The 14,476-nt window shown below is 46.7% G+C and carries 14 protein-coding genes and 5 pseudogenes; 14 read left to right on the top strand and 5 right to left on the bottom strand.

Annotated elements, in window-relative coordinates:
• Positions 1-257 precede the first annotated feature (257 nt).
• Together ACLD11_RS10320 and ACLD11_RS10315 are read left to right on the top strand one after the other, a co-directional pair.
• A pseudogene (locus ACLD11_RS10320) lies at positions 258-789 on the top strand (RHS repeat-associated core domain-containing protein); the annotation flags it as partial.
• Positions 786-1,220: a hypothetical protein gene (locus ACLD11_RS10315; RefSeq protein ID WP_411014866.1), complete on the top strand. Its 435-nt coding sequence runs from the start codon at positions 786-788 to the stop codon at positions 1,218-1,220. The pseudogene ACLD11_RS10320 and the gene ACLD11_RS10315, both read left to right, overlap by 4 nt.
• A gap of 46 nt (positions 1,221-1,266) precedes the next feature.
• Here ACLD11_RS10315 and ACLD11_RS10310 read toward each other — a convergent pair whose 3' ends face one another.
• Positions 1,267-1,542 carry a SymE family type I addiction module toxin gene (locus tag ACLD11_RS10310; protein ID WP_411014865.1) on the bottom strand — a complete coding sequence of 92 codons (276 nt, stop codon included), beginning with the start codon at positions 1,540-1,542 and terminating at the stop codon, positions 1,267-1,269.
• Between the two features lie 135 nt (positions 1,543-1,677).
• Here ACLD11_RS10310 and ACLD11_RS10305 point away from each other — a divergent pair.
• Both ACLD11_RS10305 and ACLD11_RS10300 read left to right on the top strand, forming a co-directional pair.
• Positions 1,678-1,851: pseudogene (locus ACLD11_RS10305) on the top strand (RHS repeat-associated core domain-containing protein); the annotation flags it as partial.
• A 130-nt stretch (positions 1,852-1,981) separates the two neighbouring features.
• The gene (locus ACLD11_RS10300) at positions 1,982-2,260 is read left to right on the top strand and encodes a hypothetical protein (RefSeq protein ID WP_077909701.1); all 279 of its coding nucleotides are present in this window, start codon (positions 1,982-1,984) and stop codon (positions 2,258-2,260) included.
• A 66-nt stretch (positions 2,261-2,326) separates the two neighbouring features.
• On the opposite strand, the gene ACLD11_RS10295 is transcribed toward ACLD11_RS10300, so the two are convergent.
• A complete protein-coding gene (locus tag ACLD11_RS10295) occupies positions 2,327-2,641 on the bottom strand; it encodes a SymE family type I addiction module toxin (RefSeq protein WP_411014864.1) in 315 nt (104 codons plus the stop codon).
• A gap of 52 nt (positions 2,642-2,693) precedes the next feature.
• Between ACLD11_RS10295 and ACLD11_RS10290 the strand changes: the two genes are divergently transcribed.
• The 10 genes and pseudogenes from ACLD11_RS10290 (at position 2,694) to ACLD11_RS10245 (ending at position 11,833) form a co-directional block, all read left to right on the top strand.
• Complete coding sequence (locus tag ACLD11_RS10290; protein ID WP_411011466.1) at positions 2,694-2,891, top strand: transposase; 198 nt, start codon at positions 2,694-2,696, stop codon at positions 2,889-2,891.
• Positions 2,825-3,398, top strand: a pseudogene (locus tag ACLD11_RS10285) (integrase core domain-containing protein); the annotation flags it as partial. The gene ACLD11_RS10290 and the pseudogene ACLD11_RS10285, both read left to right, overlap by 67 nt.
• 762 nt (positions 3,399-4,160) lie before the next feature.
• Complete coding sequence (locus ACLD11_RS10280) at positions 4,161-4,658, top strand: pilus assembly protein (RefSeq protein ID WP_080209587.1); 498 nt, start codon at positions 4,161-4,163, stop codon at positions 4,656-4,658.
• A gap of 83 nt (positions 4,659-4,741) precedes the next feature.
• Positions 4,742-5,479, top strand: coding sequence for a pili assembly chaperone SafB (safB, locus tag ACLD11_RS10275; RefSeq protein ID WP_411014863.1), 738 nt, complete (start codon positions 4,742-4,744; stop codon positions 5,477-5,479).
• A 23-nt stretch (positions 5,480-5,502) separates the two neighbouring features.
• Positions 5,503-8,013, top strand: a complete 2,511-nt coding sequence (locus ACLD11_RS10270) for a fimbrial biogenesis outer membrane usher protein (protein ID WP_411011465.1) — start codon at positions 5,503-5,505, stop codon at positions 8,011-8,013.
• A 21-nt stretch (positions 8,014-8,034) separates the two neighbouring features.
• Positions 8,035-8,505, top strand: coding sequence for an AfaD family invasin (gene afaD, locus ACLD11_RS10265; protein ID WP_023263009.1), 471 nt, complete (start codon positions 8,035-8,037; stop codon positions 8,503-8,505).
• 407 nt (positions 8,506-8,912) lie between these two features.
• Positions 8,913-9,734, top strand: coding sequence for a polysaccharide deacetylase family protein (locus ACLD11_RS10260; protein ID WP_000119391.1), 822 nt, complete (start codon positions 8,913-8,915; stop codon positions 9,732-9,734).
• An 82-nt stretch (positions 9,735-9,816) separates the two neighbouring features.
• Positions 9,817-10,054, top strand: a pseudogene (locus ACLD11_RS10255) (PerC family transcriptional regulator); the annotation flags it as partial.
• Positions 10,055-10,550: 496 nt separating this feature from the next.
• Positions 10,551-11,498, top strand: coding sequence for a LysR family transcriptional regulator (locus ACLD11_RS10250; protein WP_039591231.1), 948 nt, complete (start codon positions 10,551-10,553; stop codon positions 11,496-11,498).
• A 119-nt stretch (positions 11,499-11,617) separates the two neighbouring features.
• Positions 11,618-11,833 (top strand): annotated as a pseudogene (locus tag ACLD11_RS10245) (hypothetical protein).
• 3 nt (positions 11,834-11,836) lie between these two features.
• On the opposite strand, the gene pagN reads toward ACLD11_RS10245, so the two are convergent.
• The 3 genes from pagN to ACLD11_RS10230 form a co-directional block, all read right to left on the bottom strand.
• Positions 11,837-12,556 (bottom strand): adhesin/invasin protein PagN, encoded by a 720-nt coding sequence (gene pagN / locus ACLD11_RS10240; RefSeq protein WP_000787600.1) that lies wholly within the window; start codon positions 12,554-12,556, stop codon positions 11,837-11,839.
• A gap of 330 nt (positions 12,557-12,886) precedes the next feature.
• On the bottom strand, positions 12,887-13,294 hold the full coding sequence (locus tag ACLD11_RS10235; protein ID WP_001642720.1) for a Spy/CpxP family protein refolding chaperone: 408 nt from the start codon (positions 13,292-13,294) through the stop codon (positions 12,887-12,889).
• A gap of 309 nt (positions 13,295-13,603) precedes the next feature.
• Complete coding sequence (locus tag ACLD11_RS10230) at positions 13,604-14,371, bottom strand: amidohydrolase (RefSeq protein WP_000015789.1); 768 nt, start codon at positions 14,369-14,371, stop codon at positions 13,604-13,606.
• Between the last annotated feature and the right edge of the window lie 105 nt (positions 14,372-14,476).

Here is a 14,476-nt window from a genome sequence, read left to right as displayed (position 1 = left end):
CCATCCAGATAAAAAGGTCTGAAATGATGTGATTCGCCTACTTTTAACGGGGAAGACACCCCGGTTCAGGAAGATGAGCAGGGATTCTGGAGCAAGGTCGGGGAATCCATCAGCAACTCGGTAGTGGACGACTCCGATCCAGCATTACATGTAGATTCACGTCTATTGGATACGATTCAATCATCTTTCTGGACCGGAGCAGTATCTGGCGGAAGATGGTGCCAGATACTGCTCGCGAGGCTGTGGGGCCATGAGCGTACCTTGACCGTGAGACGGGGTTACATTATAACCTGTTCAGGTACTACGACCGCGGATTGCGGAAGATTTACACAGCCTGATCCAATCTCGCTGAGGGGCGGAATAAACTTATATGCGTATGCACCGAATCCGTTAAGCTGGATCGATCTGCTGGGATTGACAGGGGAGTGGGTTAATCCCAAAGATATTAATTTCTCTCAAAGAACAATATCACCTCATGATTATGCCGAAATTATGCGTAATGGTGGTTGGGATTGGGATAGGTCTCCATTAAGAGTAATTGATATTGATGGGCAATTAGTCTCTTATGATAATAGGCGATTAGACGCAGCTCTAGAGGCCGGATTAGATAAGGTTAAAGTTATTAGGATTGACCCTAATGCTCCTCATCCTGACTCATCTACTGGAAAAACATGGTTGCAAAAATTTCGAGAGAGATTTAGAGACAGATGAAATATAAAGGCCGGTGGAATAGTACCAGATAAAGGATTAAATTCTCGACCGGAAAGAACATCAAGAGGTTGCAAATGAAAAATATCATTCAGTTATGGGAGGATAACTTATTACCGATAAAAGATGCTATTTATTTTTCCAACGGCAGATCTTTTCTTTGTAAAATAATGGATTATCCTACTCATTATATTGAGAGAAATGGTGAATTTGATTTCTCTGCCTTTTATGAAAAAAATAAAGATGAAGTTACTGACATTGATAAATTTAGAGAAATTAAATTAGCGAATAATTGCTATTGTTGCGTTGGAGAAGGTAGCTATGGTTCTGAAGGCTTTGTCGCCTATCTCGATGAAAATAAAAACTTAGTTTGGGTTCTTTATTCCGAAGAATCTAACCCGTTTATTAATGTGTCTGAATATATACCTGATATTATTATAGTAGAATCAAGTTCTAATATTAGATTAAAAATCAATATAAACAATCCCATGGATTTAGAATTAGTAGTTTAAATAAAAAGCCGGGTAAGAAATTAAATCTTCCCGGCTCTTTTGTTATTTAATTCCCGTTCACCACATTATTTACCCCCGCCTTAATATGCTTCATCGACTTTTTCACCTGATAAAGCTCCTTCCGTAGATCCCTCACTTCATCCGTTTCTGCAATCAGGATCAAACCCCGCTCGGAGATCTTCACAACAACGCTCGCCCCGGTCTCAAATCCCGCTTCTGCCAGCCAGTCACCCTTAAGATGCAGGCTGGGAATGCGTGAGTAACAGGTGGGCATGCAGGCTTTGCTGTTGATGTGGCGGACGCTGACGCCGGAGGCATTCATATTTTCTGACTAAATAAATTCTTAATTATCAGCCGGATGCTGGCTGATTGTGGAGCTCAGGGTGAGTGAGTATGGGCGCGACAGCCTGGCACTGCGCCCCCTCTCCCCGGCCAGCACCGGCCGGTGATGAGCAGCCGGCTGCCGGGGCCGTATTTTGACGATGAAACGGGCCTGCATTAAAATCTGTTCAGATATTATGCACCGGAGTGTGGCTGGTTCGTCAGTCAGGACCCGATAGGGCTGAAAGGGGGATGGAGCCGATATCATTATCCTCTGAATCCTATTACAGATAGTGATCTTCTTGGTCTTATTACTTGTGGTACTGATAGAGGTGATCCTGGCACGTTATTAAGATGAATAATGGTTGAAAATAATTGCATTAGTGAATGCTTATTTACGTCTTTACCTACAAAAAGTAACGGATTTGCTTGCTGGAATTGTGTTAACGAATGTAAAGGAAATCAAGGCTATTGATGTTTTTACTACAGGAATAAGTATGGTTAACGATAAGGATACAGCTATATTAATTAGTGATTTAATGTTGAGATTCGGTAAGGAGCTTGATGAATCTGTTGCTGTTGTTCAGTCCCGTTGTGATGAGGATGAATTTAATGTATATCGAGAAGCGGTTGGTTTTATCATGGGTGAAATGCTTATTAAAATAATGAATCCATTATATGAAAAACATCCAGAAATAAAACCAAAAGGATTGAAATAAAACATCTGGAACCGGAGGAATAATGTGTAAAAGCCGGAGGGGTTATCTTTTCCCGGCTTTTTATTATCAATTAATCATTAACTCCTGTTCCGTTCTTTTGCGTTTAATCACCGGAATATCTCCGGTATTGTTCAGCGCCCCCAGAAATTTTTTTAACCACTGTTCTGCACTCCGTTTATTAATGCGGGTTACGCCCATCCCTTCAATACAGACAAAGAGTCCGTGGGTATGCTGCGGCGTGATCACGATGCAATCCCTCATTACCCGCACCTTGACGGGCATCCCGTTAATAAACCCCGCCTGCGGCATCCATTCACCGTACAAACGAACTGAAAGTCTCTCAACGCGTGAGTATGTAAGTATCCCGCATAATCGAGCCATTCACATTTAGAGATCATCCGGCATAATCAATCTGCCAACGCAGGAGATCGCTGTGCGTAAAGCCCGTTTTACTGCGCACCAGATCATCGCTGTGATTAGAGCAGTCGAATCCGGACGGACTGTTAAAGATGTCTACCGGGAGGCCGGTATTTCTGAAGCCACCAGGGACAACTGGAAGTCTGGATACGGCGGCAGGGATACGCGTGGAATCACAAAAGGCTCCACCGTATTTACTGTCTGCTCAAGCTGAATTTTCGCCGTAAGGGTAAACAACGGCTGCCGGTACGCAATCCCTCGCCACAGGTCACGCCGGAAGCGCTGAACCAGAGCTGGTCTGTGGGCGTCGTTTTCGCACGTTCAATGTTGTTGATGACTGTAATCGTGAAGCGTTGTCGATAGAAATCGATCTGAATCTGCCAGCTCTGCGAGTGGTCCGTGTACTCGACAGGATTACAGCAACCGCGGTTATCCGGCCATGCTGCGTATGGATAAGGGACCGGAATTTATCTCGCTGGCACTGGCTGAATGGGCAAAGAAACATGTAGTAAAGCTGGCGTTTATCCAGCCGGGTAAGCCGAAGAAAAACGTTTTCATCGAGCGTTTTAACCGGACATACCGTACAGAAATACTCAATTCTTATCTGTTCAGAACGCTGAATGAGGTGCGGTAAATTACGGATAAAGGGTTATCAGAATATAACTGCGAACGTCCACATGAATCGCGGAACAATATGATACCCAAGGAATACCGCCAATAACGTTATCTGGCCGGAATCTTAAAAATGCATGGAACTAAAACGGGTCTATTTACGGGGGCACCTGCGATGAATTTCGCTGCACTGAAAAGCGATACCGGATGAGAGCTGCTTCAAATTAATGTGCCATGTTCACGGGGAGGTGGTGCGACGTTTGCATAATCCAGCAAGAACTGAAAGGAAGGGGAGAGCTTTTTCATGCCTGTATAATCAGTCTGGCCTGTGTCAGTCAGCTCTTAGTGTTGAGACCCTCGCTGGAGCGTTATAATTGCTTTTCCGTTTCGGAAAACAAGATTTTCCATTAAAGATCTTCCCTGCGAGGAAAAGTTAACTGATAATCTTACCGTCGAGTTAGGAGATGTATGTTTAAATATAAACAATGTTGCAACGATGCCTGATAATTATCCTCTCTTCGAAGATAAGTTTCCCACACCCAGTGTGGTGGGGGTCATTGTAATGTTATCACTTGAATGTAAATGGAAGGTATAATTGCTTTTTGACTAGTATTCTATTCCACCCTGACAACACGATGTTAACATCAACACTGTTTATATTGGCAATAACGCAATTTTTTTCAGATTAAGAGGTGCACTGATATATAGATTTTTATGACATTACTTATTTGAATTGGTAACAAATACCAATAAGTACAAGCTGTTATTACCAGCCACGGATTTTTCCATACGGTAAGATTTGGTATGGTGTTATGTATTCTGGATGTGCTGGATTATTTTAATTTGGTTAAAAAAAAAGGTGGTTATTCAAATGAAAAGCATAAAAAAATTGATTATCGCAAGTGCGTTGAGCATGATGGCTGCTAGTTGTTATGCTGGCTCATTTTTGCCGAACACAGAGCAAGAGAAATCAGTGGATATTAGCTTTGCCGCTCCCGAACATTTAACTATATCGCTTGAACAAGCGCCGGGCTTAATTGCTGGGACGGGTAAACTAGATACGGTTGTTGCGAAGCTTACAGTTAATTCTACTTCTATTAAAGAATACGGGGTCAGGGGGGTTTCTAGCTCGATGCTGAACGATCTTGGCAGTATGTGGAACATAACTGGTAAAAATAGTGGCAGCACAGTCGCTGTGGGCTTCTCAAGTCAGAGTCTAAGCAACGCTCAAAGCCCGCAAACGTGGAATGGGTTGCGCTGGTACACCTTTGGTGTCAATGACCCAGTTAATATTGCTCTTGTGCGGGATCAGAATATCCCACCTGATACGTACCCACTGACTGTAGACGTAGTGGGATATCAGCCTTAATAGTAAACAACTATTAGTGTATTGCGCCTTGTTTAAGGCGTAATACACATCAAGTTTTTCATTTTTCTTTTACAATTTTTGATATGAAAACAATCAATTTTGTTTTAATGGCGGTAGCTTTGTTCGCCTCTAATTCTATGGTTTCAGTATATGCCGCCAGGCAGCAATTAAATTCAGCCACTAAATCATTCAGCGTGAAGCTGGGAGCTACACGGGTGATTTATCACGCTGGTACACCCGGCGCGACGCTCTCGGTGAGCAACCCGCAGGATTACCCTATTTTGGTTCAGTCTTCAGTCAAAGCAGAAGACAAAAATTCGCCAGCCCCCTTTATGGTGATGCCGCCTCTATTTCGTTTAGAAGCGAACCAGCAGAGTCAACTGCGTATTATCCGTACTGGTGGTGACATGCCAACGGATCGTGAGACTTTACAGTGGGTCTGTATAAAGGCGCTACCACCCGAAAATGAACCGTCGGATACACAGGCTAAGGGCGCGACCCTTGACCTCAATTTGTCCATCAGCACCTGTGACAAGCTGATTTTCCGCCCGGATGCCGTGAAGGGGACGCCGGAAGATGTTGCAGGAAATTTAAGATGGGTGGAGACGGGCAACAAACTTAAGGTAGAGAACCCCACCCCGTTTTACATGAATTTAGCCTCTGTCACAGTAGGGGGAAAGCCCATTACAGGGCTTGAGTATATCCCCCCCTTTGCTGACAAAACACTAAATATGCCACGTGGCACTCGTGGTGATGTCGAGTGGAAAATTATTACAGACTTAGGTGGTGAAAGTCATCCGTTCCACTACGTTTTTAAATAAATTCAAGGATTTAGCGGCAGAAAATGAAGTTCAAACAACCTGCCTTGCTACTGTTCATCGCGGGAGTGGTTCATTGCGCAAATGCGCACGCTTACACATTCGATGCATCAATGTTGGGCGATGCAGCGAAAGGGGTTGATATGTCGCTCTTTAACCAGGGGGTACAACAGCCAGGGACTTATCGAGTGGACGTGATGGTGAATGGTAAACGTGTCGACACCCGTGATGTGGTGTTCAAATTGGAAAAGGATGGGCAAGGAACGCCTTTTCTGGCTCCTTGTTTGACGGACAGTCAGCTTTCACGCTACGGCGTAAAAACGGAAGATTACCCTCAGTTGTGGAAAGCAGCAAAGACCCCAGATGAGTGTGCGGATCTGAGCGCCATTCCACAGGCTAAAGCGGTACTGGATATCAATAATCAGCAACTGCAACTGAGTATTCCTCAGGTGGCGTTGCGTACGAAATTTAAGGGGATCGCTCCTGAAGATCTCTGGGATGATGGTATTCCGGCGTTTCTGATGAACTACAGTGCGAGGACAACGCAGACGGATTACAAAATGGATATGGAGAGGCGTGACAACTCTTCCTGGGTACAACTGCAACCGGGAATCAATATAGGTGCGTGGCGTGTCCGCAATGCGACCAGCTGGCAGCGGAGTAGTCAACGGTCGGGGAAGTGGCAGGCAGCATATACCTATGCTGAGCGTGGACTGTACTCACTAAAAAGTCGTCTGACTCTGGGGCAAAAGACTTCGCAGGGGGAGATATTTGATAGTGTGCCATTTACCGGTGTGATGTTGGCATCTGATGACAACATGGTGCCCTACAGTGAGCGGCAGTTTGCTCCGGTAGTGCGTGGGATTGCCCGCACGCAGGCTCGGGTGGAGGTCAAACAGAATGGTTACACCATTTACAACACCACCGTGGCGCCCGGACCGTTTGCACTGCGGGATCTGTCGGTAACAGACAGTAGTGGTGATCTGCATGTCACCGTGTGGGAGGCCGATGGCAGTACACAAATGTTTGTGGTGCCGTATCAGACCCCGGCGATAGCACTGCACCAGGGATATTTGAAGTACAGCCTGTTGGCGGGCCGATACCGATCGTCAGACTCTGCAACGGATAAGGCGCAGATCGCGCTGGCTACGTTGATGTATGGTCTGCCGTGGAATCTCACTGCATACGGCGGTATACAGAGTGCAACGCACTATCAAGCTGCATTGCTTGGTTTGGGGGGATCTCTCGGGCGGTGGGGGAGTTTATCTGTCGATGGAAGCGACACACACAGTCAGCGTCAGGGGGAAGCGGTACAGCAAGGAGCCTCCTGGCGACTGCGTTACAGCAACCAGCTGACTGCGACGGGGACAAATTTTTTTCTGACGAGATGGCAGTATGCCTCGCAGGGCTATAACACCCTATCCGATGTGCTCGACAGTTATCGACATGATGGCAACCGTCTATGGTCGTGGCGGGAAAATTTGCAGCCGAGCTCGCGTACCACCCTGATGTTGAGTCAGTCATGGGGGAGGCATTTGGGCAATCTGAGTTTAACCGGTTCCCGTACCGACTGGCGTAATCGCCCCGGTCATGATGACAGCTACGGACTGAGTTGGGGAACCTCTATCGGAGGGGGCTCGCTGTCATTGAACTGGAATCAAAACAGAACGCTGTGGCGCAATGGCGAGCACCGTAAAGAGAACATAACCAGCCTGTGGTTCAGTATGCCATTAAGCCGCTGGACGGGGAATAATGTAAGTGCTAGTTGGCAGATGACTTCACCATCACACGGTGGTCAGACGCAACAAGTGGGGGTCAACGGAGAGGCATTCAGTCAGCAACTGGATTGGGAGGTGCGTCAGAGTTACCGTGCCGATGCCCCGCCAGGTGGTGGTAATAACAGCGCATTGCACTTGGCATGGAATGGGGATTACGGCCTGTTAGGTGGTGACTATAGCTACAGCCGGGCGATGCGCCAGATGGGAGTCAATATCGCGGGAGGTATAGTTATCCACCATCATGGTGTGACGCTGGGGCAACCTTTGCAAGGCTCAGTGGCGCTGGTTGAAGCGCCAGGGGCCTCGGGGGTGCCAGTTGGCGGCTGGCCTGGCGTTAAGACGGATTTTCGTGGCGACACCACAGTGGGCAACCTGAGCGTCTATCAGGAGAATACAGTCAGCCTCGATCCGTCGCGACTACCGGATGACGCAGAGGTCACACAAACCGATGTGCGCGTGGTGCCAACCGAAGGGGCGGTGGTGGAAGCGAAGTTTCACACTCGCATCGGGGCCAGGGCACTGATGACGCTGAAACGGGAAGATGGTAGCGCCATTCCTTTCGGGGCGCAGGTTACAGTCAATGGGCAGGATGGCAGTGCTGCTCTGGTGGATACTGATAGCCAGGTTTATCTCACTGGTCTGGCGGATAAGGGCGAACTGACGGTGAAATGGGGAGCACAGCAATGTCGGGTTAACTACCACCTACCTGCCCATAAGGGAATCGCGGGCTTGTATCAAATGAGCGGTCTCTGCAGATAGCCGATTCTGAAGGAGAGAATAATGTGGATGAAAATACAGCGAGTGAAAACGGTTATCTATAGCGTAAGCTTACTGGTCGCTGCCAGTAGCTTGATGCCGATAGCGAACGCCGCAGAAAAACTTCAGACAACGCTACGTGTAGGGACTTACTTTCGGGCTGGGCACGTGCCAGATGGGATGGTGCTTGCGCAAGGCTGGGTGACTTATCACGGCAGTCACAGCGGGTTTCGGGTATGGAGCGATGAGCAAAAGGCGGGTAACACGCCTACCGTATTGCTGCTGAGCGGGCAACAGGATCCCCGCCATCACATTCAGGTTCGCCTGGAGGGCGAGGGGTGGCAACCAGATACGGTGAGTGGTCGTGGCGCCATTTTAAGAACCGCTGCAGATAACGCCAGTTTCAGTGTGGTCGTTGATGGCAATCAGGAAGTGCCTGCGGATACCTGGACGCTGGATTTTAAGGCCTGTGCATTGACACACGAGGAGGCGTAGACATCCGTTCCACTCATACTACCTGTATCAGTGAATAAGGCGAATACTGTATATCAGGTTCGAGGATGTATTGAAAATTTACTCAAGGCAAATATGGTTAGCAATCTTCATTGCAGAAAAATCAATTGCTGATTGATTTTAAAATCTGAAATTCATCTTTTTTTGTAGGGAGAGGAATATTATGTTTCGTAAAATAATTTAACAGACACTGATGCCTTTATTATTTTCTGTTTTGTGGATTTGTTTGATTCACTCTTTTGTGAGCGGGGCTTTATAAGCCCCTGGTATAAGGTTTGTTTATCTGTCAGGTATTCATATGTGATATTTAAGATTTTATGTTTAGGGGGCTTTTTCTTGTCCCCTCAGGCGTAAAAATAATTTATTTTTTACATAAAGGAATAAAGCATATGTCTTATGCACGACATTTACCGGTATTAATGTATCACCATGTCAGTGATAAACCCGGACAGATAACCTTATCTCCCCGTACGTTCCGGGCGCAGATGAAATGGCTGGCTGAATCTGGCTGGAAGACCGTTACCGCTGCAGAGGTGGAAGCTTTTTATCATGGTGCAAGATTGCCTCGTAAAAGCGTCATGCTGACCTTTGATGGCGGCTGGCTGGATAACTGGTTGCAGGTTTTTCCGGTGCTGCAGGAGTTTAATCTGCATGCGCATCTCTTTCTTGTGACCAGTTTGATCAGTGACGGACCGGTCCGTATTCCTGCAGGCGAACCGGTGTACTCTCATGATGAGTGTCAGATGCTGGTTAAACAAGGCCGGGCTGATGAGGTCATGCTGCGCTGGTCAGAGGTCCGGGAGATGCACCTCAGTGGCCTTGTTGAGTTTCACTCGCACACGCACACCCACCGACGCTGGGACCAGAAACCTGTGTCCCGTAATCCGTCGGATTTGCTTCGTGTCGATATTCTTCTTAGTCGTAAGCGGATGAGGGAGATGCTGGGTTATTGCAGTCAGCATCTGTGCTGGCCTGAGGGCTGGTATTGTTCTGACTATATTCATGTGGCTGAAGAGCTGGGGTTCACATACCTGTATACCACAGAAAGGCGTATGAACAATCCAGTCATCGGTTCACAGCGTATTGGTCGTATCAACACAAAGGAGCGAAAGAATGTGGGCTGGCTGAAACGTCGTCTGTTTTATCACACCACGCCCGGATTTTCTTCGCTGCTGGCCCGGCATAAGGGGGCACGTCGGATAGCTGACTGAGCCGGAGACCAGGATGAAAGTGCTGCATACCGAATCCTCCCCCATCATCGGCGGGCAGGGGTTGTAGGCTATATCCCAAATGATGGTGCTGATTTTGAGCAGAAATAAGATAACACCGGAGGCCGTGATAGACCCGGTTGCGCAGAATCTGGAGGCCGCAGGTCACTGGCGCAGAGCTTCTACCCGCTGGCTTTTGGTCATGGGCGATTTTGAATGTACAGAGGCCCAGCGGGAGTGGTTGTTGTTGCGCCGGAATTATTGCCTTGCGCAGATATCTTCCCCTGGCGCCAGTAAAGCTGGATATCAGCGACGTGACGAAATGAGAGGAGCCTGCACATAGGTTTGTGTTTTGAGTAAGTGTCTTATTTAAACCGTCTGTTCTGTTTCCTCCGCTTTCACAAATAATATCGAGCCGGGTGGGGGGTATGCAAGTAAGAATAATCTGGCGATGTTTTGCTTGTTTCCACGGGATACTTTGTTAGGTGAACGATGCAATTAATGCGTTCCAGACTGCGTCACAGAAAAGGAGAATGCCTTTGCAGAACGGGCGCATGACAATGAACCACTTTATTATTGGTATCTGGTTCGGCGACAACCTTGACGATCACTTCTGAGATAGGATATTTACACTGAGTGGTAAACAGGTTCAATTAGTAACCGGAGATGGATGCAAAATCATGATCGATTCAGATGCTATTTTGCAGCCAATAGATTTTTTATTATGATGATATCAAGGACATTGAGGCACACAATGAGGCATCAGTCAGTCGTTGATAGCTCCTTTAATATAAGAATTTCTTTTATCAACGGAAGATAATGATGGAACTGATCAATAATCGTGGTATGCGAGACTGGATGATATTTATTAAAGTGGCGGAAGTAGGGAATCTTTCCCGGGCTGCGCGGGAATTAGATATTAGCATTTCTGCTGTCAGTAAATCGCTTAGCCGCCTTGAGAATTCTATTGAGGTTACTTTACTTCGGCGCGATTCACATCACTTAGAACTGACTGGAGCTGGTCAGACAGCCTATGCAAGCATGAAAAGGATAACATCTTCCTTTCAGTTCTTGCTGGATGAATTGCGAAATCCGGATAAAATTATCAGAGGGAGTATAAAATTTTCGGCTCCGGCTATTGTCTGTGAGTTTCTTGCCAATAAGTGGATATGGGAATTTACAGCTAGCTATCCGGATACAAAAATCTACCTGGATTCACGAGAGCGTAGCGATTTTTTTAGTAAATCCCTGGAGTTTGATGAGCTGGTTTTTAAAAGTGGCATAATCGAAAGTGAGGATCTCGTGTATCGAAAGATAAGCCCTTTAAAGTTGGTTCTTTGTGCGAGTCCGAAATATATCAGAAAATATGGCAGGATCTCACACCCTGGCGATTTGGAAAATCACATGATTGTGGGTCTTCACAATCATGGTCTTTCCGGACCTCTTACTCTTTTCCGTCAAGATGAATCATACACTATTAGTGGCGCTGTTAATGTTCATTTATCTTCCAATAATCTTTTGAGTGTTCTGAATTTGGTTTTAGAAGGAAAGGGTATCAACCTCATGACTCCGGCCTGGCTTGCCACCAAATACTTAAAAAATAATGAACTTGAAGTTATACTTCCTGAATGGAGGGTCCCAGATCTCCCCATTTATCTTGTATGGCGTCATCGTCAGTATTATTCTCCTTTATTTCAACGCTTTCTGTCTTTTATTGAAGATAAATGGAATAATCGCCCACAAATTGATTTTCTGAATGATGATTAACCCGTTTGGAATGGTTTTGACACGTTCCTGACTTAAACCCACATGATGATGACTGAATTGAGGCATCAAGATATGCGGCTGGCCGGCCAGTCGTCTTTTGACGATGCCCAATACAAAACATGATGCCGACTGACGGAAATGATAATACCCGGAAACAGGACGGGGCTGTTTTTGGGTAGCCGGAAGTTAAGCCCATACCAGAAACGTTGCAGTGTACTGAAAAATGGCGCCAGGTTGCACCTGTTCAACGATTTTCTGAAGGCGCAGGAGTATTCATTACTGATATCCTCCATTGCGCCTTCGGGAACCCACAGGACCAGCTATTTTACCGATAGTGTTTAAAAGGCGTAAGTAATGCCGAGCATGAAGTCATTGGAGGCAGCCTTTGTGTCTGCATCATAAGCGGTATGTTCATCACCAGCATAGTGATTTTTTGAAATGCTTACTTTGCCGGCATTAATGTATTTATAACTGGCGTCAATCATAATATTATCTGTTACAGCATATTTTGCACCGATACCTGCGCCCCAGGCAAAGTTATTTTTTGAAGCAGACAGAGTTTCATTAATACCAAAACCAACAGGAATGGTGTTATTACTTAGCTTCACATGAGCGAGGCCAACACCTGCGCTGATATAGGGTGTAAATGCCGTACTATTGTGAAAATCATAATAACCATTAACCATGTAAGTGGTCATTCGGACCTGATTTTTTACATTTATGTGTACTGGCTGACCAAATGCAATAATATCCTGCCCGCCTTTAGCATCCGTCTCACCTCTGAAAGTGGTATCCAGTTCTAAACGTACTGGAAGCTGGAATGGGTCATAAAAGTCATAACCGATAGCAACCCCGCCGCCAAAAACGCCTTTGGTACGGTCAGGTAACGTTGCATGACCATTGATTATCTCATCCTGGCTGAAGGTTGAGTTGATTCCATAGACATTGACTACGGATGTTCCCGCTTTCCCGGTGATATAGATCCCTTCTTTTGCTGATGCAGTAGCGGACCAGGCTACCACAAGGGGAATGATGCAGACTGCGAAAAAGTTTTTCATTTCAGAACCTGCCTTAATATTGGGCTAAAAGACAAGTTTCACGGTATAGGGTGTGATATAACGATTACATAAACGAAGCCCAAAAAACGGTCTATTGTAACGCTGGGTTTTCTGTAAGCGGGTAAAAAATGAGATGAAAATTTTAAATAACAATACGATAATCGTCGGTATGGAAATCCATCTCCTCGCCAAATTGCCCCACGTACGGTTTCACTTCTACGTTATGTAACGGGTAGTGTTAGATAGAGCGATGCTGTAAGAAAAAGATGAAGATGAATTTGTACCCGACCTGGATAAAGCCCGTTATCCAGGAATAACGGGCAAAAATATTTACTCAAGTGCCTGGGCGAGATCTTGTTGTACCTGTTGACGCTGTTCTGGTGTTAAGACTTTGCTTAAATCAAAATAATATTTAACCCGATAATAGCGAGCCTGTTGTTCTATGTTACTGAAGGCTGCAAGCTGCTGTTTTACGGCGGCGTCATCCCATTTACCGGATTTAATCACCTCTATCAGCGCACCGTCTTTAATCCCCTTCATAGAAATCTGACTGACGTCGCTTTCCAGTTGTTGGTGAAGTTTTTTGATCCGGGTAATCTGATCGTTTGTCAGCTTCAGATGCTGGACAATAGGATCCTGGGCGGGCAGGGGAGGATTGGGGACAGCGGTGGCGAAAGCGCCAAAAGAAACGCCCGCCAGAGTCGCTGCCAGTAAAGTTGTGCGTACAAAGTTTTTCATGAAGATATCCTGATAAGGGAGTGATTAACCGTTTTTATTACCCACGAATGGCGAGCAATTATCTTAGAGCCTATCCCAGTAGGCGTTATTGGCGCAGCCAGTTTGGACACGGACAGCGCGCAAAAACCGGAGCGTACACGTAGTACGTGAGGATTTTGAGCACTGCCCAGGACCAAAATGGCAAGTAAAATAGCCCTAATGGGATAGGCTCTTAGTCAGAATACGTTGCCTGCCACATTACGCCACGCGAATTTGTTTTACGGAGAGTTACGGAGTGAAACAATCCCGCCGCGGTGAGCGGCAGGTTGCTTACAAGGTGAATGGATCGGCATCGCGCCAGGCTGGAAATTTTTCGCGATAGTCCTGCAAGGCGACGAGAGAAAGATCGGCATCGATACGTGTCGCCTGGTGTGGTTCGGCGGTGGCGATAATATCACCCTGGGGATTAATGATCCGGCTATCGCCGCGATAATGTAACCCGTTGCCATCGGTGCCAACCCGGTTGCAGCCTGCGACATAAGCCTGATTTTCAATAGCGCGCGCTGTCAGTAATGTTTGCCAGTGTAGCGAGCGCGGCGCGGGCCAGTTCGCTACATACAGCGCCAGATCGTAATCATTGCGGTTGCGCGACCATATCGGAAAGCGCAGATCGTAACAGATCAGCGGCAGGATGCGCCAACCGCGCCACTGCACGATGATGCGTTTATCGCCTGCGGCATAATGTTGATGTTCATCCGCCATACGAAACAGATGGCGCTTATCATAGAGATGAACCTTGCCTTCCGGTTCAACCAGTAAGAAGCGATTTACGGCGCCGCGCTCAGTTTGTAGCGCCGCGCTGCCGGCAATCAGAGCGTCAGTTTGTCGGGCTTTGGCCTGCATCCACGTAATCACGCTATCTTGCGAAAGTGAGTTATTAGCGGCCTCCATCGCAAAGCCGGTGGTAAACATTTCAGGCAGAACAATCACATCCCGGCCAGATACGAGCTCTAGCTGTCTGTCAAAATGACGCAGGTTTGCCGGGCCGTCCATCCAGACTAAAGGTTGTTGCAACAGAGTAATTTTCAAACCAGACACGATCGGAGCTCCTCATTGAACAGCGTCTTTACACTGTAGCATGAGCAATAATAAAAAAGCGGCAAGAAAAAGCCCCGCGAAAGCGGGGCAGGAAAGACGCGAGAC

Origin of the sequence: Salmonella sp. 741265116_PST, assembly GCF_046567715.1 — a bacterium.
GTDB classification, from domain to species: domain Bacteria; phylum Pseudomonadota; class Gammaproteobacteria; order Enterobacterales; family Enterobacteriaceae; genus Salmonella; species Salmonella enterica.
Note: the sequence above shows the minus strand (reverse complement) of the source record. Positions and strands in the feature narration are given on the sequence as shown.